Here is an 18,720-nt window from a genome sequence, read left to right as displayed (position 1 = left end):
CGCAAGACCGCGACGACGAGGGCCCCATGCCGACCGAGATTCGCCACTTCATCGCCGGCGCCGAGACGCCGGGCCGCTCGGGCCGCTTTGCGCCGGTGTTCAATCCCGCGACCGGCGAGCAGACCGGCTCGGTTGCGCTCGCGAACGGCGCGGAGGTCGATGCGGCCGTCGCCGCCGCCAAGCGCGCCTTCCCGGATTGGGCGAAGACGCCGCCTCTCCGGCGCGCGCGCATCCTCAACAAGTTCCTCGGGCTGCTCGAAGCCAACATCGACACGCTCGCTGCGGCCATCACCGCGGAGCACGGCAAGGTCCTCTCGGACGCCAAGGGGGAGATCCAGCGCGGCATAGAGGTCGTCGAGTTCGCGACCGCAGCGCCCCAGCTGCTCAAGGGTGAGTTCACCGAGAATGTCGGCACGCGCGTCGACAGCCATTCTCTGCGTCAGCCGATCGGCGTCGTGGCCGGCATCACGCCGTTCAACTTCCCGGCCATGGTGCCGATGTGGATGTTCCCCGTCGCGCTCGCGGCGGGCAATTGCTTCATCCTCAAGCCTTCGGAGCGCGACCCGTCCGCCTCGCTGCTGATCGCGGGCTGGCTGAAGGAGGCCGGCTTGCCGGACGGCGTGTTCAGTGTCGTCCAAGGCGACAAGGAGGCGGTCGACGCCCTGCTCCACCACCCCGACATCCAGGCGGTGAGCTTCGTCGGCTCGACCCCGATCGCCCGCTACATCTACCAGACCGCCGCGCAGACCGGTAAGCGCGCCCAGGCGCTCGGCGGCGCCAAGAACCACATGATCGTCATGCCGGACGCCGATCTGGATCAGACGGTCGACGCGCTGATGGGGGCGGCCTACGGCTCGGCCGGCGAGCGCTGCATGGCGATCTCGGTCGCGGTTCCCGTCGGTGAGAAGACCGCGGACGCGCTGATCGAGCGGCTGATCCCGAAAGTGCGCGCGCTCAAAGTTGGGCCCGGAACGGACCCCGAGGCCGAGATGGGCCCGCTCGTCACGGCCCAGCACCGCGACAAGGTCTCGTCCTACATCGACAAGGGCGTCGCCGAAGGCGCCGAGATCCTCGTCGACGGCCGCGGGCTGAAGCTGCAGGGCTATGAGGACGGCTACTTCCTCGGCGGCACGCTGTTCGATCGCGTGACCGAGGACATGACGATCTACAAGGAGGAGATCTTCGGCCCCGTGCTCTGCGTCGCCCGCGCGGCGGACTACGCGAGCGCCGCGCGCATGATCAATAGCCACGAGTTCGGCAACGGCGTCGCGATCTTCACCCGCGACGGCGACGCCGCGCGCGAGTTCGCCCACGACATCCAGGTCGGCATGGTCGGGATCAACGTGCCGATCCCGGTGCCGATGGCGTTCCACTCCTTCGGCGGCTGGAAGGCGTCGCTGTTCGGCGACCACCACATGCACGGAATGGAAGGCGTCCGCTTCTACACGCGCCTGAAGACCATCACGAGCCGCTGGCCGACCGGCATCCGCGCCGGCGCGGAGTTCATCATGCCCACGATGAAGTAAGGGGAGTCCAACCTCACGTCTCCGTGACCGCTCCTAATGGCCGGCGGTCGAGGCCAGCGTTCAAGGTCCGGAAATGGCGAGATCTTCCGCGCGGTCTGGACCGCCCGGCCCCTCCGCAGAAACGAGCAGAAGATGCGTACGGGGCGATCCTAAGGACTCTTAAGTCGAAGCCGGGAACTAATTCCCGGCTTGGGTCATTTACCTCGGCAAGCGCGCCCTGACGCGCGACACTGGGAGGACACTGCATGAAGTATTCAGCTGCACTGTTAGCCGTCTTGCTTTCCACCGGCGCCGCGTTCGCCCAGACCACGCCGTCGACCGTCGATCCGCCTGCGGCCGCAGGTAAGGACCCACAGTCCGATCCGAAGCAGACGTCTCCCGGCGCGACCGGAGCGATGCAGCACACCGCGCCGACCATCGCCACGAGCCCGCAGGAAGTGCGCGAGCAGAACAAGGGCACTGGCGACGCCGGAAAGGGCGCGACTTCGCCCGGCACGGTCGGCGCGACCCCGGGCGACGACCCGGCCCAGCCGAAGCCGAAGTAACCGCCTAGCGGGTTACGTAGCACCGGTAGCTTATGCAAGCGGCCCCATTCGTGGGGCCGCTTTTCGTTGTGCGAGCGGGCGGGGGCCGCAAAGAGAGGCCTACGAGCCGCACAGGCTCCAAACAAGCTTTTGGTTGTGCAATAACGTTTTAGCAACTCTTAATTGCGCACCCTATCGGCATGTGTCAGCGTATCTGTCACCCCGCAGGGACCGGATCATGGACACTTCGATCAACGCCCTCTTGGCTCCGATCCGCTTCCGTTTCGGGCGGCAGACCCCTCCCAGGGATGGCCGCTGGCACAGATACGATCCTCTTCTTCCCGTCCGACTGACGACGGGCAAGCTGTCGGCCTCTCGAGGAAAGGTCTTCTGCCGGTTCGACCCGATCGGGAGACGCTGGGAATACCAGCAGGACCCGGAGACGCTCGAAGACGTTCTCGATCGGCAGTGGTGAGGCGGGCCCGCCAATGTCGACGCACTTTCACCCAAGCCCTTCGGGCCGATCGAACCCACGCAAGCTCCGCACGCACGCCGCTCCTGAGATCGCCTCATACTCGAAGGCGACAAACGGCCAGATGCCCGGCGTGGTGAGCGCCGTCCTCATGCTTCTTGCGATGAACGGCGCGCTCATCTTTTTCGCGATCAAATACGCCGCCTGACGCAAAAGCCTCCGCGTAGGCGCGCGGAAGATGGCGCGGAGCCTGACGCGACCGAAGCCCCGGAAAGGATGGCGTCGCGAACTTCAGAAGGCTGTCTTCAGCAAGATTGCATCCATTGCGGATACAATCGTCAGCCGTCCTGAGGCTCCTACCTTCCAGGGCAGCATGTGCGCTCTGACGCTCGAATTTATTTGGCTGCTCGACGTAAGATTAGAAATCCATTGGAGATCGCCTCGGCTGAGAGCTGGCGATCCATTATACCTGCACTCGGCTCCGCCAAAAATATCAAGGTTCGCCGGCGGCATTGGCTGGAGGTTGCAGGTGCGCTCGACGAGCGCCTTCGTCAGCTCGCAGATCGCGGCCCGGCCTTCGTGAGGCTGTAGAGGTTGCACAATCTTCGCAGTTTTTGAAATTTCTAAGGGATTTCCCCTAATTCTGTGGGACACAACCTATGCGATCGTCGCGGCAACCGAAGCTGGCGGACGCGATGTTACAAATATCACCCGAGAGTGACCTTTTTTCTCAAGCATTGGAGGAGCTAGCAGGGCAGGCTCAAGAGCAAGGACACAGATTGCTCGCCTACCTGCTAGGGATGGCCGCGCTGGAGGCCGCCAATATCGAGCGCGCGGTAGAGACAGAGGTCGTCGCGCACTAGGCGGCGCTATTGGTCGGGAAACCCAGCAACTTTAAAGGCGGAAAATTCCGCTGGCGTCCCGGAAGGGATTCGAACCCCTGACCTACGGTTTAGGAAACCGTTGCTCTATCCTGCTGAGCTACCGGGACGTAACGACGCGCGATCCAGAACAAGCCTCAAATCGCGCCGCGCGCAAGTCGAAAAAATTCGTCGTGGCGCAGGTTCCGTCCGCTCCTTCGGCGCAGTCTCGCCCATTGCGATTGCAAGCGCTTCGCAGGGGCGAAGATAGCGGTTGCGCCAAGGCCCCGCTGCGGGATAACCGCTGCCGGCTCGAGGGGACGACGGGCTTACGAGGCGGGGGTCATGGACAGCATTCAGCGCCTCGCGCTCGGATCGATCGTCGTCGGGATCGTGGTGCTGGCGCTCAAGGCGGCGGCCTATCTGCTGACGGGGTCGGTCGCGCTCTATTCGGACGCGGCGGAGAGCGTCGTGAACGTCGCTGCGTCGATCGCCGTGTTCGTCGCAGTGCGCGTCGCCTCCGCGCCGCCGGACCGCGACCACCCCTACGGCCACCAGAAGGCGGAATACGTCTCCGCCGTGCTCGAGGGCGTGCTGATCGTGGCGGCCGCGGGCGCGATCCTCAACGAGGCCTGGGGCGCTTTCCTCCACCCGCGCGAGATCGACCTCACCCCGCTCGGCCTCGGCGCCAACATTCTGGCCAGCGTGATCAACGCCGCCTGGGGCCTGCTGCTGCTCCGCCGCGGCAAGGCGATACGCTCGCCCGCGATCAAAGCCGACGGCGCGCATCTGATGACGGACGTGGTCTCCTCGATCGGGGTGCTGATCGGCCTTGGGCTCGCGCTCGCGTTCCGTCAGCCCTGGCTCGACCCGGCGATCGCATGCGCGGTCGCGATCAACGTGCTCTGGTCCGGCGCGCGGCTGGTGCGGTCGTCGCTCGGCGGGCTGATGGACGAGGCCGCCTCCCCCGAGACCCAGACGCTCATCCGCCAGACCATCGCAAAGCAGGCCGAGGGCGCGATCGAAGCCCACGATCTCCGCACCCGCCATGCCGGCCGCCTGACCTTCGTGGACTTCCACCTCGTCGTCGCCGGCGACATGCGCGTCGCCGAGGCGCACGAGATCTGCGACCGCATCGAGCGCGCGCTCCACGCCGAAGACGCCGACATGCTGGTAACGATCCATATCGAGCCGGAGGACAAGGCCGAACATTCCGGCATCGTCGTGCTGTGACGCCCGCGCGTTAACCTCCCGTTCGCCAAACCGGCGCGAGGCTCGGCCGTGCGCCTGTTCATCCTCCCGACAATCCTCGCCATCTCCGCTCAAGCAGCGGCCGCCGGCCCGTGCATCCTTGCGGCGAAGCCCGAGGCCGTCGCCATCGAGCGCGCGATCGACGGCGACACCCTGCTGCTCGACGACGGCCGCGAGGCCCGGCTCGCCGGCGTCGCCGCCCCCAAAGCGCCGCCGGGGATTGCAGCCGCCGACTGGCGGATCGGGGAAGCCGCGCGCGCCGCGCTCGACAAGGCCGCCGCGGGCCGCGTGCTCGAGTTCCGGCCGGCCGCCAGCGGGCAAGACCGCTACGGCAGGCTCGTCGGCTTCCTCGCCGATTTCGACGGGGCTGATCACGCCGGCGTCTCCGCGGAGCTCGCCATGCAAGGGATGCTGCGCGTCACGGGGCGAGAGCGTGACTGCGACGCCACGCTGAAGGCAACCGAGGCCCGTGCGATCGCGCTTCGCCTTGGTTTGTGGTCCGAAACCGATTACGAGGTCCGGTCCGCGGCGGACGGCGCATCGCTCGCCTCCGCCGCGGGACGCTTCGTTGTCGCGGAGGGCCGCGTGGCGAGCGTTCGGCAGGCCGCCGGACGGCTTTATGTGAACTTTGGGGCGCGCTGGCGCGACGCGCTTTCGCTGACCCTTTCGGAGGCGGCGCTGCGCAGATTAGGCGGTCTCAACGCTCTCGACATCAAGCCCGGCGCGCTTCTGCGCGTGCGCGGGGTTGTCGACGCGCGCCGCGGCCCCGTCATCGCGATCACCGATCGCGGGCAGATCGACCGACTCGACGACGAGGCCGCCCGATGAGCGGCCTCCCCCGGCTTCTCGGCGCGTTCGGGCTGGCGGCCTCGCTCGCCGCCTGCGGCAGCCTCGGCGGCGGCGACAAGCCGGTCCCGCAGCCGCTCGTGCCGGCGGAGGCGCCGAAGGTCGCGCCCGCCCCGCCCACCGCCGTCACCGAAGAGCAGCAGCGCATCGCCGGCGCCTATGGCGGCATCTACCTCAAGCCGAACCTGACGACCCTCCTCAACGGGGTGGCCGACCGGCTCGCCGCGGCCTCCGAGCGCCCGGACCTCCGCTACAAGGTGGTCATGCTGAACTCCCCGCTGGTGAACGCCTTCGCGCTGCCGAACGGGAGCCTCTACGTCACGCGCGGCCTGCTTGCGGTGGCGAACGACTCGTCCGAGCTCGCGGCGGTGATCGCGCACGAGATGGCGCATGTCTCGGCGCGCCACGCGATCCAGCGGGCGGACGAGGAGCGCAAGGCCGTGCTCGTCTCCCGCGTCGTCTCCGACGTGCTGCAGGACAGTCAGGGCGGCGCCGTCGCGCTCGCCCGCGGAAAACTCTCGCTCGCCTCGTTCTCGCGCGCGCAGGAGCTCGAGGCCGACCGCATCGGCGTGCAGACCATCGCGCGCGCCGGCTTCGACCCCTACGGCGCCTCGCGCTTCCTGCTCTCGATGGGCCGCCAGACGGAGCTGCGCTCCGCGACGCTCGGCCAGCAGCCGCAGCAGCCCGGGCTCGACTTCCTCGCCACCCACCCCTCGACGCCCGAGCGCGTGCAGCTCGCGGTGCAGGCGGCCCGCGCGATCGGCGCGCCGGGCATCGGCGAGCGCGGCCGCGAGGCCTATCTCGACGCCGTCGACGGCATGGTCTACGGCGACGACCCCTCTCAGGGGTTCGCGCGCGGGCGGCGTTTCCTGCATCCGCGGCTCGGCTTCAGCTTCGTCGCGCCGGAAGGCTTCACGTTCGAGAACGGCGCCGACGCGCTGCTCGGCGTCGCGGCCGACGGGCGCGCGCTCCGCATGGACGCCGCCAAGCTCAGCGCCGGCCAGACGCTCGAAGGCTATATCCGCGAGAACTGGATCGAGGGCGCCGAGCCCGGCCCGGTGGAGACGCTGGAGATCAACGGCATGCCGGCGGTGACGCTGGTCGCGAAAGGCCGCGACTGGACCTTCCGCTTCGCCGCGATTCATTTCGGCACGGATGTCTACCGCCTGATCTTCGCGACGCGCGACCTGACGCCGGAGATCGACCGCGGTTTCCGCGACTCGATCACGAGCTTCCGCACGCTGAACCAGTCGGAGATCGACGCCGCGCAGCCGCTGAAGCTCGACATCGTGAGCGTGAAGCCGGGCGACACGGAAGCGGTGTTCGCCAACCGCATGGCCCTGCCGGACAGGGCGGTGGACAGGTTCGCCGTGCTGAACGGGATCGCGCCCGGCGAGCCGCTGGTGGCGGGGATGCGGGTGAAGGTGGTGGACGAGTGAGGAGCCTACGCGAGCCTTGCGCTGGCACCTGCGATAAAGATCTCGTAGCGCATCGGATTATATGAGCGCTTCTTTATGTCTTTATGACTTAGCTTCGTTTGTCAAAGACGAAAATGGACTCGCGCTGCTGCCGCGAATCAAAATACATCTCATGGTTGATCTAAGCTGATGACGGCCGCCAAGGGCTTAGGACCCCTTGACGACCGTCTTCAGACAATCCGCGCCCAACGAGTCAGGCGGCGGAAGTGGCGTGCAAGCCGAGTGGGAGGAGACTCCCGAAGGTGCCTCTGGTCAAGCCTGACTCTTGCCAGAGGAGCTATTTCAATGGCCCTGTATCAAGATGGTCAGCATCTGACCCATCAAACCCATAGTGCTTTTGACGCGGATCATTCGCCTGGGACGGTTGTGTCTAATTCAGGCGTCTACAGGTGCATCCACTGCGGTGATGAGATCGCCGCTAACAAAGGGAACCCCCTCCCTCCTCAGAACCACCACCAGCACCGGGGCGGACAGCCTATCCGGTGGAGGTTACTGGTCTGCACCGTCCAGCAATCTTAGCGCTGGCGATAATCACGGCGGCGCAGGCTGGGAGTTGTTATAGTCTGCGCCGCTCAAGTAGTCTCTGAGCATAAGTGAGCGCGTCGGCATTCAGTTGCACCGCCCAACTCCGCATCGCGAGGGCAGACGATCATATTTTATCGTCCGGTCTTAGGATGAAGTTCCTTGAAATTCCGCCCCTCCCGTGCTCACTCCGCTGACTTCTCCCTCTAGGGAAGGCGTGTTCGGACCAGCCGGCCGTACGGGGATGTAGGCGGCGCCTCCGCCGTCATGCCCGCGGCAGCCGGGTATCCACGGCTTGGAGCGTCGAGGGGCGGCAGGGCCGGCAAGTCGTGGATACCCGCGAAGGCGGGCATGACGGCGGAGGTGGCCGAACCGCGATGGGACTATCATGCTTGGCGAAGAGCGCGCCTAGCCTGAAATTTCAGGCCACAGGTCGCGCCAGTCCGGATTGTCCCGAAGGATCAGCCGGGCCTTTTCCGCGCGGGTTAAATGCTTGATCGCCTTCTCGCGGGCGATCGCGACGGCGATGTCCTCATGCGTCTCGAACCAGACGAGCGTCTTCAGTCCGTAGCGCTTGGTGAAGCCGGGAGCGGCGCCGGCGCGATGTTCGGCGACGCGGCGGACAAGATCGGTCGTGACGCCGCAATAGAGCACGCCGTTCGGCCGGTTCGTCATGAGGTAGACGAAGGAGAAGCGCATCGCCGAATGCTCGGAAGAAGCCGAGGTCTTGGCAAGAGGCGTGACAAACGACGCTCACCCGTCATGCCCGGCGGCAGCCGGGTATCCACGTCTTGGAGCGTCGAGCGGCGGGGAAGGAAGTCGTGGATACAAGCGAAGGCGGGCATGACGGTGGAGGGTGAGGCGCCGGCCGAGGGCGTCCCAAAGCGGGATAGGATCAAATTCCTTGACATTCCTTTCCTCCCATGATCCACTCCGTTGGCTTCTCCCCGTCGGGAAGGCGTGTCCGGACCGGCCGGCCATGCGGGGATGAAGGCGGCGCCTGCGGTCGGGAGGCCGGAACTTCCGATCCCGGGGCGTCGGTCGCGGGGCCCGCGCGGCTCGGCCGTTCCTTGAGAGTGAGGGCGGTTCAGGCTGCGCGCGTTAAGAGGACCGCCGGCACTAAGACCGGCGCGCCTTTCGTGGCGTCAGGGGCGCATGGCGCCAGTCTTCCGCGTCCGGCTCCGAAGGCCGGGAGATGCGGGGGCCGGCCCGAAGCGGGACTGTTGCGTTCGCCCGCGGGAACCTATGAGCGCCCTAAGAATCCGTCTGCGATCGCACGCGAAATGCCGTGCGTGGAGCGCCGGGCGACCGGCAACTACTCTACCCCCTGACGGTGGCCCGGCGCTCCCGCGCTTCCCCCGCCTAATGAGCTTCGCTGTTTGACCAGAGCGGGACTGACGCGATTTCCGGGCGACCGGAGGATGCCGCGCGTCCGTATCGCCGCGCTGCGCCGTCATGCCCCGAAGGGGTATCCACGACTTAGACGCCGAGCGGCGGCGGCAAGGTCCGTCGCGGATGCCCTAAGAAGGCATGGCGGCTATGCCGACGCGCCGCGCTTCGAACCGGCGCCGCCCCTTGGCGTTTCCCCAACCGGAATAAGGAGCAGCGCCATGCATGTCGGACTGATCGGCCTCGGAAACATGGGCGCGGGGCTCGCGCGCAACCTCATGAAGGGCGGGCACGAACTCACCGTCTGGAACCGCTCGCCCGGCCCGGTCGAGGCGCTTGTCGCCGAGGGCGCCACGCGGGCGGAAAAGCCGGCCGACGCGTTCCAGACGGACGTCACGCTGTCGATGCTCTCCCAGGACGAGGCGATCGAGGAGGTGGTGGTCGCCTCCGGCGCGCTCGACGCGGCGAAGGCCGGCTGCGTCCACGTGAACCTCTCGACCGTCTCCGTCGCCTTCGCCGACCGCATGGCGGCGCTGCATGGCGAGAAGGGCGTCGGCTATGTCGCGGCCCCCGTCCTCGGCCGGCCGGACGCGGCGGCCGCCGGCAAGCTCAACGTGCTCGCGGCGGGCGCGGCGGACTCGCTCGCCAAGGCGCGGCCGCTGCTGGAGCTGTTCGCGGCGAAGGTGTGGGAGTTCGGCGAGAAGCCCAGCCGCGCCAATGTCGTGAAGCTCGCGGTCAATTTCTCGCTCGCCAGCATGATCGAGACGCTGGGCGAGGCAGGATCGCTCGCCGAGGCCTACGGGATCGGCCGCGCCGACCTCTACGAGCTGATGACGAACACGCTGTTTTCCGCGCCCGCCTACAAGACCTATGGCGCGTTGATCGAGGACGGGACGTTCGAACCGGCCGGCTTCAAGATGACGCTCGGCCTGAAGGACGTGCGCCTCGCGCTCGCAGCCGGCGAGGCGCAAAGGACGCCGCTGCCGATCGCCTCCGTGCTGCGCGACGGCTTCATCGAGGCGATCGCCGCCGGCGACGGCGAGAAGGACTGGTCGGGGCTGGCCGGCGGCGCCTTCCGGCGCGCGGGCCGGCCATTGGGGTGAGGCGCTCCGCGCGCCCTACTCCTCCCCGCCCTCGGCCAAAAAGGCGTCGGCCCGCATCACGATCTGCTCGTCCTCGCCGCCGATCGCCGTGAGGTCGCGGCCCTTGTAGGGCACGGCGAGCAGGACATGGCGCAGCGCCGCGAGGCGCAGGCGGCGCTTGTCGTTCGCCTTGATCACCGTCCAGGGCGCTTCCGCCGTGCTGGTGACGTCAAGCATGCGCTCGGCGGCCTCGGTGTAGGCGTCCCAGAGGTTGAGGCCGGCATAGTCGATCGGCGACAGCTTCCAGCGCTTCAGCGGGTCGTGCCGGCGGGCGTGCAGCCGCTCGAGCTGCATCTCGCGGCCGACTGTCAGCCAGAACTTGAACAGCCTGACGCCGTCTTCGACCAGGAGGCGCTCCAATTTCGGCGCCGCGTCGAGGAACTTCAGCGTTTCGGCGGGCGTGCAGAAGCCCATCACCGGCTCGACGACCGCGCGGTTGTACCAGGAGCGGTCGAACAGCACGATCTCGCCGGCCGAGGGGAAGCGGCTGACATAGCGCTGGAAGTACCATTGCCCGGCCTCCGCCGGCGACGGCTTCGACAGCGCGTGCACAGTGACGCTGCGCGGGTTGAGGTGCTCGGTGAAGCTGCCGATCGTGCCGCCCTTGCCGGCGCCGTCGCGGCCTTCGAAGACGATGACGATGCGCTCGCCGGTCTGCTTCGCCCAGGCCTGCAGCTTGAGCAGCTCGATCTGGAGCGGAACGAGCGCCTTGTCGCCCGCCTTCTCGTCCATCTTCTCGTCATAAGGGTAGCGACCGCTGCGGAAGGCCGCCTTTCGGATCGCCTTCGGCAGCTCCAGATCGTCGAGGTCGACCTCGACCCCGCCGATCATCACGGCGGGCGCGTCCTCCATGCCCTCGGGGAGCGCAGGCTGGGACTCATCCCCGCGCGCCTTGTCTCCGCCGTTCTTCGCCGAATCCGCTTTCTGCGCCATGATGTCTCCCTGGGCCGCGGCCGGACGGCCTTCGTGTCGCAAAGGTGTCGCCGAGCGCGCGTGATGTGGCGAATCTCGATCTCGGAACCGGCAGGACCACCCCTAGAAGCATGAGCGACGACGAAAAACCCGAAAGCCGCGCGGCGGTGACGGAGCCTAGGCTGGAGCGCTTGGCCGCCGCGCGATGGCCGCTCGCCGCCGCGGTCGCCGCTCTCCTGCTGTTCTGGTTCAAAGGCGCCATCGGCCCCTGGGGCACGGTCTTGGCGATCGTCTTCGTCCTGTTCGCCGCCGCCTTCGCGCCGGGCCGGCGGCAGTTCGAGAGCCTCGCCCGCCCGAACGAAGGCGAGGACGTGGTCTCGCAGGAAGCGCTCGCGCTGCTCTCCGGGCTGCCGGAGCCCGTGCTGATCCTGGACCGCCGCGGCACGGTGCTCGCCTTCAACGCGGAGGCGCGGGAATGGCTCGGCGGAATCCGCAATGGCGACCCGATCTCCTTCGTGCTGAGGACGCCGGAGGTGCTCGACGCCGTGCGCGCAGCAGCGACGGGCGCTTCCGCGACCGTGCTCTATTCGGAGCGGACCCCGGTCGAGCGCTGGCGCGAGGCGCATGTCGCGACCGCCCGCGCGAACCCGGACGCAGCGCTCCACATCGTCGTCAGGCTCCGCGACCTCACCGAGCAGCGCCGGTCGGAGCGCATGCGCGCGGATTTCGTCGCGAACGCCAGCCACGAGCTCCGCACCCCGCTCGCCTCGCTGCTCGGCTTCATCGAGACCCTGCAGGGTCCTGCGAAGAACGACACGGTCGCGCGCGAAAAATTCCTCGGCATCATGCGCACGCAGGCGAACCGGATGGCGCGGCTGATCGACGACCTGCTCTCGCTCTCGCGGATCGAGCTCAAGGCCCATGTGCGGCCGGACGCGCTGGTGGACCTCGCGGCGCTTGCCGGCGGCGTCGCCGACGCCTTGGCGCCGCTTGCGGCCGAACGCGGCGTCGAGATCGTGGTGTCCGCGCCCGAGCCGCTATTCGTGCGCGGCGACCGCGACGAGCTCATTCGGGTGGCCGAGAACCTCGTCGAGAACGGCATCAAATACGGCCAGTCCGGCAAAAAGGTCGACGTGACCGTGAAATCCGGCGGCGGCCGCGAAGGCGCGCTGTTCGTCGTGCGGGACTACGGGCCAGGGGTGGCCCCCGAACATCTGCCCCGGCTGACCGAGCGCTTCTACCGCGTCGACGTCGCCGACAGTCGCGACAAAGGCGGCACGGGATTGGGCTTGGCGCTCGTCAAACACATCCTGCAGCGGCATGGCGGGCGGTTGCTGATCGACAGCGCGGCCGGCGACGGCGCCACCTTCACCGTGGCCCTTCCAGCGGCATCCGTTAACGAGCAGCCCGCCGCAGAGGGCTACAAGAAGGCCGGATAACAACGAAATCAGCGGCTTACGCCGTCATACGAGCTTCATGGCAGCGTCATAGAAGAGCGTCGTCGGACAGGTACTTCCTGTCATGGCCCTGGATCGCGCACAGCATGCTGCGGCTCCCGGAGCGCACCGATCACCGACGCAACGACGTTAGCCCAGGAGCTGCTCGTGAAGCCCTTCCGTTTCCTCGCCATTGCGGCCGCCGCCGCTCTGATGGCGACCCCCGCCCTCGCCATCGACATCTCCGGCGCCGGCGCGACCTTCCCCTATCCGGTCTACGCCAAATGGGCCGAGGCCTATAAGAAGGAGACCGGCAACGGTCTGAACTACCAGTCGATCGGCTCCGGCGGCGGGATCAAGCAGATCCAGGCCAAGACCGTCACTTTCGGCGCCACCGACGCTCCGCTCAAGGGCGAGCAGCTCGAGAAGGATGGCCTCGTCCAGTTCCCGATGGTGATGGGCGGCATCGTGCCGGTCGTGAACATCGAAGGCGTGGAGCCTGGCAAGCTGGTCCTCGACGGCCCGACCCTCGGCAAGATCTTCCTCGGCGAGATCAAGACCTGGGACGACGCCGCGATCAAGAAGCTGAACTCGGGCCTCACGCTGCCCTCGACCGCCATCGCGATCGTTCACCGTTCGGACGGCTCGGGCACCACCTTCAACTTCACGAACTACCTCTCCAAGGTCTCGCCCGAGTGGAAGGACAAGGTCGGCTCCGCGACCGCGGTCGAATGGCCGACCGGCCTCGGCGGCAAGGGCAATGAAGGCGTCGCCAACTATGTCGCGCAGACCAAGGGCGCGATCGGCTACGTCGAATACGCCTACGCCAAGCAGAACAAGCTCAGCCACGCCGCTCTCGTGAACAAGGACGGCAAGACCGTCCAGCCGGTCACCGCCTCCTTCCAGGCGGCCGCGAAGAACGCGGACTGGTCCTCCACGCCGGGCTTCGGCGTCATCCTGACCGACGAGCCGGGCGCCGAGAGCTGGCCGATCACCGCCGCGACCTTCATCCTGATCCACAAGCAGCCGCAGGATCCGGCGGCCGCGACCGAGGCGCTGAAGTTCTTCGCCTGGGCCTACAAGGGCGGCGCGCAGATGGCCGAGACGCTCGACTACATCCCGATGCCGGAGAAGGTCGTCGCCGACGTGCAGAAGGTCTGGGCGAAGGACATCAAGGGCGCCGACGGCAAAGCCCTCTACTCTTTGTCGAACTGACATCTTGATCTGAGACATGACGAACGAGCCGGTGACCCCCGCCGGCTCAACTCGGGGCGCGGCGGCGCATCCTGACGGACGCGTCGCCGCCCCTATCCCTTCCGACAGCCCTTTTCGCTTTTGAGCAGAGAACCCGTCCGGATGACCGATCTGTCGCTTCAGGCACCCTCAGGCCTTTCCGCGGCCGCCGAGGCGCGAGCTTCCAAGCTGCGGTCGTTCCGGATCAAGGACGGCGCGTTCCGCAACATCACGCTGGCCTCGGCCCTGCTGGTCCTCGCGATCCTCGGCGGCGTCATTCTCGCCCTCGTCATCGGCTCGGCGCTCGCCTTCTCGACTTTTGGCTTCGACTTCTTCGTCACCCAGGCCTGGAACCCGGTCACCGAGAAATTCGGCGCGCTCTCGCCGATCTACGGGACGCTGGTGACGTCGCTGATCGCCATGCTGATTGCGGTGCCGCTCGGGCTGGGCATCGCTATCTTCCTCACCGAGCTCTGCCCGCCGGTTCTCCGACGCCCCATCGGCGTCGCGATCGAGCTGCTCGCGGGCATTCCCTCGATCATCTACGGCATCTGGGGCCTCTTCGTCTTCGCCCCGCTCCTTCAGGAGACGGTGCAGCCGTTCCTGATCTCGGTCTTCGGCCACGTGCCGGTGCTGTCGACCCTGTTCGCCGGCCCGCCTTACGGCATCGGCATCATGACCGCCGGATTCATCCTCGCGATCATGGTCTTGCCCTTCATCACCTCGATCTCGCGCGACGTCTTCGAGACCGTCCCGCCGGTGTTGAAGGAAGCGGCCTATGGCGTGGGCTGCACCCGCTGGGAGGTCGTGCGCCAGATCGTGATCCCGTTCACCCGCGTCGGGCTCGTCGGCGGCGTGATGCTCGGCCTCGGCCGCGCGCTCGGCGAGACGATGGCGGTCACCTTCGTGATCGGCAACGCCCACAAGATCTCAGGCTCGATCCTCGCGCCCGGCACGACGATCTCGGCCTCGATCGCCAACGAATTCACGGAAGCCGTCGGCGACCTCTACACCTCGTCGTTGATCGCGCTCGGTCTGATCCTCTTCATCATCACCTTCATCGTCCTGTCGATCGCGCGGCTGATGCTCATGCGGCTCGACAAGAAGGCGGGAGTCTGAGCGCCATGACCGTTCTGGAGCCCAGCAAGCACACCGCGGACGCTCCGCTCTACCGCCGCCGTCGCGGCAAGAGCGTGCTGATGATGTCGCTGTCCTTCGCGGCCGCGTTCGTCGGTCTCGCCTTCCTCGTCGTCATCCTGCTGACGCTGCTCATCAAGGGTTTTGGCGGTCTGTCGCTCGCCGTGTTCACCGAGAACACGCCGCCCCCGGGCTCGCAGGGCGGTCTGCTGAACGCCATCGTCGGCAGCCTGATCATGACCGCGATCGGCGTGGCGCTCGGCACCCCGGTCGGCATCCTCGCCGGCACCTACATGGCCGAATATGGCAAGCACGGTAAGCTCGCCTCGATCGTGCGCTTCATCAACGATATCCTGCTCAGCGCGCCCTCGATCGTGGTCGGCCTTTTCGTCTACGAGGTGGTGGTCATCCACATGGGGCATTTCTCCGGCATCGCCGGCGCGCTGGCGCTCGCGATCATCGTGGTGCCGGTTGTCGTCCGCACCACCGAGGACATGCTGAACCTCGTTCCCAGTCAGCTTCGCGAGGCGGCCTCCTCCCTCGGCCTGCCGCGCTCCACGGTGATCCAGCGGATCTCCTACAAGGCCGCGCAGGCCGGCATGATCACCGGCGTGCTGCTCGCCATCGCCCGCGTCTCGGGCGAGACTGCGCCGCTGCTGTTCACCGCTTTGAACAACCAGTTCGGAAGCACGGACCTTAACGCCCCGATGTCGAGCCTTCCGGTCGTCATCTTCCAGTTCGCCCTCAGCCCCTACGCCGACTGGCAGGCGCTCGCCTGGACCGGCGCGCTCATCGTCACTTTCGCAGTCCTTGCGCTCAGCATCGGGGCTCGCGTCCTCTCAGCCGGAGCCCAGAAATGACCAGCATCGATTTGGCCCGCTCAAACCCGGCCGAACCCGGCCAGATCAAGATCGCCCCAGGCGCGCGGCCGATGGCCGGCGCCGGCCTTTCGGAGAAGATTTCGGTCCGGGGCCTCAAGTTCTTCTACGGCGACTCGCTTGCTCTGAAGGGCGTCGATCTGCCGATCTACGAGCGCAAGGTCACCGCCTTCATCGGACCTTCTGGCTGCGGCAAGTCCACGCTGCTGCGCATCCTCAACCGGATGTACGACCTTTATCCGAAGCAGCGCGCCGAGGGTCAGGTCCTACTCGACGGCGTCGACGTGCTGTCGCCGAAGCTCGACCTCAACCTGCTGCGCTCGCGCGTCGGCATGGTGTTCCAGAAGCCGACGCCGTTCCCGATGTCGATCTACGACAACATCGCCTTCGGCATCCGGCTCTACGAGAAAATCTCGAAGTCCGAGCTCGACGGCCGCGTCGAAGCCGCGCTGCGCCGGGCGGCGCTCTGGAACGAGGTGAAGGACAAGCTCGACGCGTCTGGCCTCTCGCTCTCCGGCGGCCAGCAGCAGCGTCTGTGCATCGCTCGCACCATCGCAGTGCGGCCCGAGGTCATCCTCCTCGACGAGCCCTGCTCCGCGCTTGACCCGATCTCAACTGCGAAGATCGAAGAGCTGATCGACGAACTGAAAGCCGACTACACGATCGCAATCGTCACGCACAACATGCAGCAGGCCTCGCGGACGTCGGAGTTCACGGCGTTCATGTATCTCGGGGAGCTCATCGAGTTCGGCGAAACCCAGCAGATCTTCATGAGCCCCCATGACCGACGCACGCAGGACTACATCACGGGCCGCTTCGGCTGAGCTGTTGAGGCGAGCGGGCTTCAACATGACGGATGAAAGCGAGAAGGCCATGACTGACCATATTGTCTCCGCGTTCGACGCGGACCTGAAGGAGCTTGGCGACAAGCTCGCCGAGATGGGCGGCCTCTGCGAAAAACTCGTCGCGGAATCCGTCGACGCGCTGCTCAGGCGCGACATCGCCCTCGCCCGGCGCGTGATCGACTGGGACCTCTCGATCGACCGGCTGCAGGCCGCGATCGAAGAGAGCGCCATCAACACGATCGCCCGCCGCGCGCCGGTCGCGGTCGATCTCCGCGAGGTGGTCGCGGCGTTGCGGGTCGCGAACGATCTTGAGCGGATCGGCGACCTGGCGAAGAACATCGCCAAACGGGTCGTTGCGCTCGAGGGCCAGTTCCAGCCCCCGAAGCTCGCCGGCGGCGTGGCGCACATCGCAGACCTGACCCTCGGCCAGCTCAAGGACGTGCTCGACGCCTACACCCGTCGTGACGAGGAGCGGGCGATGGACGTGTGGAACCGCGACGGCGAGATCGACGCGCTCTACAATTCGCTGTTCCGCGAGCTGCTGACCTACATGATGGAGGATCCGCGCAATATCGGCTTCTGCGCGCATCTTCTGTTCTGCGCGAAGAACATCGAGCGGATCGGAGACCACGCGACCAACGTTGCGGAGACCGTCTACTACCTCGTCCATGGCGTCGCGCTCGCGGAGGAGAGGCCGAAGGCCGACCTCATGAGCACGGCCGCCGGGCTTTGATCGGAGACGCCGAGCCATGAAGCCCCGCGTCATGATCGTCGAGGATGAGGAGCCGCTGATCATGCTGCTTCGCTACAACCTCGAGGCCGAGGGTTACGACGTCGACAGCGTCTCGCGCGGCGATGAAGCGGAAATCCGCCTTCAGGAAGGCGCGCCCGACCTCATCCTGCTCGACTGGATGTTGCCGGGCGTATCGGGCATCGAACTCTGCCGCCGGCTTCGGGCTCGCCCCGAAACGGAGCAGTTGCCGATCATCATGCTGACCGCCCGCGGCGAGGAAGGCGAACGCATCCGCGGCCTCGCCACCGGCGCCGACGACTATGTCGTCAAGCCATTCTCGGTGCCCGAGCTCGTCGCGCGCGTTCGCGCCCTGCTCCGGCGAGCGAAACCCGAGCACGTGTCGAAGACCTTGAGGGCCGGCGACATCGAGCTCGACCGCGAGAACCGCCGCGTGCGCCGCCACGCCCGCGAGGTGCATCTCGGCCCGACCGAGTTCCGCCTGCTCGAGTTCCTGATGCAGTCCGCAGGCCGCGTATTCTCCCGCGAGCAGCTGCTCGACGGCGTCTGGGGCCGTGACGTCTATGTCGACGAGCGCACCGTCGACGTCCATGTGGGCCGCCTGCGCAAGGCCATCAACCGCGGCCGCAAGCCCGACCCGATTCGCACCGTGCGAGGCGCGGGCTACTCGTTCGACGAGACGTTCTCACAGGCTATGTGAGATCACTTTTATCCGCGGACGAAGGTCCGGCCTTCGACGCACGAACTACAGAAACAAAAAAGGCGTCCCACGGGACGCCTTTTCTTTTCGGAAACTGTCAGTGCGCGATGGCCGGCCGGCGATCGCGGCGGCGGTCGTTAGCCGGCTGGTAGGCGATCTGCGCGTGGTGCGAGCAATAAGCGTCGCCCGGCGAGGAGCGACCGCCGCAGAAGCGGAAGTCGGTCTGGCTGGGATCGCCCAGCGGCCAGCGGCACATGTTCTCGCGCAGCTCCATGATCGTCACGCGCTCGCAGGCGAACTGAGTCTCGACGAGCTCGATCGGCGTGACCCGCGGCTGCGGCATGACGCGGGCCTGGGGCTGGGCGACGGCTTGCAGCGCGGCGCCGCCATGGCTGGCATAGACGTGTTCGCGCGGGGCGGAGGGGGCGCCGCGGCGCGCTGTCGTCGGGGCCGGTTTGACGCGGAGGCGGGCGACGCCGCTCGGCTGCGCCTTGACGCGGCCGGACAGGCCGAGGCGGTGAACCTTGCCGATGACGGCGTTGCGCGTGACGCCGCCGAGCTCGGCCGCGATCTGGCTTGCGCTCAGGCCGTCAGCCCAGCGCTTCTTGAGGAGCTCGACCCGCTCATCGGTCCACTGCATCGCATCCTCCAGTCGTGCCGTCGCCGGAATCCACGATCGTTCGCCGCGACGCGTGCTATCGCGTCGGGCGGCGAGGCCGCCGGGATTACTGGTGACAAACGTGAGCACGGACGTCGTGCTTAACGGTTCGTAAAGTACGATATGCCGCGACTCAGCGTAAAGAGTCCGAAATGCAACA

17 protein-coding genes and 1 tRNA gene are annotated in these 18,720 nt (G+C 67.1%); 14 read left to right on the top strand and 4 right to left on the bottom strand.

The window, feature by feature from the left end:
- Positions 1-26 precede the first annotated feature (26 nt).
- The 3 genes from EYR15_RS09125 (at position 27) to EYR15_RS09115 (ending at position 2,730) form a co-directional block, all read left to right on the top strand.
- A complete protein-coding gene (locus EYR15_RS09125; protein ID WP_131003200.1) occupies positions 27-1,526 on the top strand; it encodes a CoA-acylating methylmalonate-semialdehyde dehydrogenase in 1,500 nt (499 codons plus the stop codon).
- Between the two features lie 245 nt (positions 1,527-1,771).
- Positions 1,772-2,071: a hypothetical protein gene (locus EYR15_RS09120; RefSeq protein ID WP_131003198.1), complete on the top strand. Its 300-nt coding sequence runs from the start codon at positions 1,772-1,774 to the stop codon at positions 2,069-2,071.
- Between the two features lie 467 nt (positions 2,072-2,538).
- Entirely contained in the window at positions 2,539-2,730 is a 192-nt protein-coding gene (locus EYR15_RS09115) for a hypothetical protein (RefSeq protein WP_131003196.1), read from the top strand.
- A 706-nt stretch (positions 2,731-3,436) separates the two neighbouring features.
- Here the strand turns inward: EYR15_RS09115 and EYR15_RS09110 are convergent.
- A tRNA-Arg gene (locus EYR15_RS09110) sits at positions 3,437-3,513 on the bottom strand.
- A 214-nt stretch (positions 3,514-3,727) separates the two neighbouring features.
- Between EYR15_RS09110 and EYR15_RS09105 the strand changes: the two genes are divergently transcribed.
- Genes EYR15_RS09105 through EYR15_RS09095 form a run of 3 tightly spaced genes read left to right on the top strand, consistent with a single transcriptional unit; the run spans position 3,728 to position 6,918 of the window.
- Positions 3,728-4,615, top strand: a complete 888-nt coding sequence (locus tag EYR15_RS09105; protein ID WP_131003194.1) for a cation diffusion facilitator family transporter — start codon at positions 3,728-3,730, stop codon at positions 4,613-4,615.
- Positions 4,616-4,663: 48 nt separating this feature from the next.
- Positions 4,664-5,461: a thermonuclease family protein gene (locus EYR15_RS09100; protein ID WP_131003192.1), complete on the top strand. Its 798-nt coding sequence runs from the start codon at positions 4,664-4,666 to the stop codon at positions 5,459-5,461.
- Entirely contained in the window at positions 5,458-6,918 is a 1,461-nt protein-coding gene (locus EYR15_RS09095; protein WP_131003190.1) for a M48 family metalloprotease, read from the top strand. Before EYR15_RS09100 ends, EYR15_RS09095 begins: the two co-directional genes overlap by 4 nt.
- A 969-nt stretch (positions 6,919-7,887) precedes the next feature.
- On the opposite strand, the gene EYR15_RS09085 is transcribed toward EYR15_RS09095, so the two are convergent.
- A complete protein-coding gene (locus EYR15_RS09085) occupies positions 7,888-8,178 on the bottom strand; it encodes a GIY-YIG nuclease family protein (RefSeq protein WP_131003186.1) in 291 nt (96 codons plus the stop codon).
- Between the two features lie 911 nt (positions 8,179-9,089).
- Between EYR15_RS09085 and EYR15_RS09080 the strand changes: the two genes are divergently transcribed.
- Complete coding sequence (locus EYR15_RS09080) at positions 9,090-9,971, top strand: NAD(P)-dependent oxidoreductase (RefSeq protein ID WP_131003184.1); 882 nt, start codon at positions 9,090-9,092, stop codon at positions 9,969-9,971.
- A gap of 15 nt (positions 9,972-9,986) precedes the next feature.
- Here the strand turns inward: EYR15_RS09080 and ppk2 are convergent, their stop codons facing one another.
- Positions 9,987-10,943, bottom strand: coding sequence for a polyphosphate kinase 2 (gene ppk2, locus EYR15_RS09075; protein ID WP_131003182.1), 957 nt, complete (start codon positions 10,941-10,943; stop codon positions 9,987-9,989).
- Between the two features lie 110 nt (positions 10,944-11,053).
- Between ppk2 and EYR15_RS09070 the strand changes: the two genes are divergently transcribed.
- From EYR15_RS09070 to phoB, 7 genes are all read left to right on the top strand, one after another.
- On the top strand, positions 11,054-12,361 hold the full coding sequence (locus EYR15_RS09070; protein WP_131003180.1) for an ATP-binding protein: 1,308 nt from the start codon (positions 11,054-11,056) through the stop codon (positions 12,359-12,361).
- 165 nt (positions 12,362-12,526) lie between these two features.
- The gene (gene pstS / locus EYR15_RS09065; RefSeq protein WP_382238431.1) at positions 12,527-13,573 is read left to right on the top strand and encodes a phosphate ABC transporter substrate-binding protein PstS; all 1,047 of its coding nucleotides are present in this window, start codon (positions 12,527-12,529) and stop codon (positions 13,571-13,573) included.
- Between the two features lie 141 nt (positions 13,574-13,714).
- Entirely contained in the window at positions 13,715-14,710 is a 996-nt protein-coding gene (gene pstC / locus EYR15_RS09060; protein ID WP_131003176.1) for a phosphate ABC transporter permease subunit PstC, read from the top strand.
- A gap of 80 nt (positions 14,711-14,790) precedes the next feature.
- The gene (gene pstA / locus EYR15_RS09055; protein ID WP_382238681.1) at positions 14,791-15,588 is read left to right on the top strand and encodes a phosphate ABC transporter permease PstA; all 798 of its coding nucleotides are present in this window, start codon (positions 14,791-14,793) and stop codon (positions 15,586-15,588) included.
- On the top strand, positions 15,585-16,430 hold the full coding sequence (gene pstB / locus EYR15_RS09050; RefSeq protein WP_131003172.1) for a phosphate ABC transporter ATP-binding protein PstB: 846 nt from the start codon (positions 15,585-15,587) through the stop codon (positions 16,428-16,430). Before pstA ends, pstB begins: the two co-directional genes overlap by 4 nt.
- Before the next feature lie 49 nt (positions 16,431-16,479).
- On the top strand, positions 16,480-17,184 hold the full coding sequence (gene phoU, locus EYR15_RS09045) for a phosphate signaling complex protein PhoU (protein WP_131003170.1): 705 nt from the start codon (positions 16,480-16,482) through the stop codon (positions 17,182-17,184).
- Between the two features lie 16 nt (positions 17,185-17,200).
- Positions 17,201-17,902 carry a phosphate regulon transcriptional regulator PhoB gene (gene phoB, locus EYR15_RS09040; protein ID WP_131003168.1) on the top strand — a complete coding sequence of 234 codons (702 nt, stop codon included), beginning with the start codon at positions 17,201-17,203 and terminating at the stop codon, positions 17,900-17,902.
- Positions 17,903-17,999: 97 nt separating this feature from the next.
- Here the strand turns inward: phoB and EYR15_RS09035 are convergent, their stop codons facing one another.
- Positions 18,000-18,542: a GcrA family cell cycle regulator gene (locus tag EYR15_RS09035; RefSeq protein WP_131003296.1), complete on the bottom strand. Its 543-nt coding sequence runs from the start codon at positions 18,540-18,542 to the stop codon at positions 18,000-18,002.
- Positions 18,543-18,720 lie beyond the last annotated feature (178 nt).

The organism is Hansschlegelia quercus, from assembly GCF_004310425.1.
In the GTDB taxonomy this organism is placed as follows: domain Bacteria; phylum Pseudomonadota; class Alphaproteobacteria; order Rhizobiales; family Methylopilaceae; genus Methylopila; species Methylopila quercus.
Note: the sequence above shows the minus strand (reverse complement) of the source record. Positions and strands in the feature narration are given on the sequence as shown.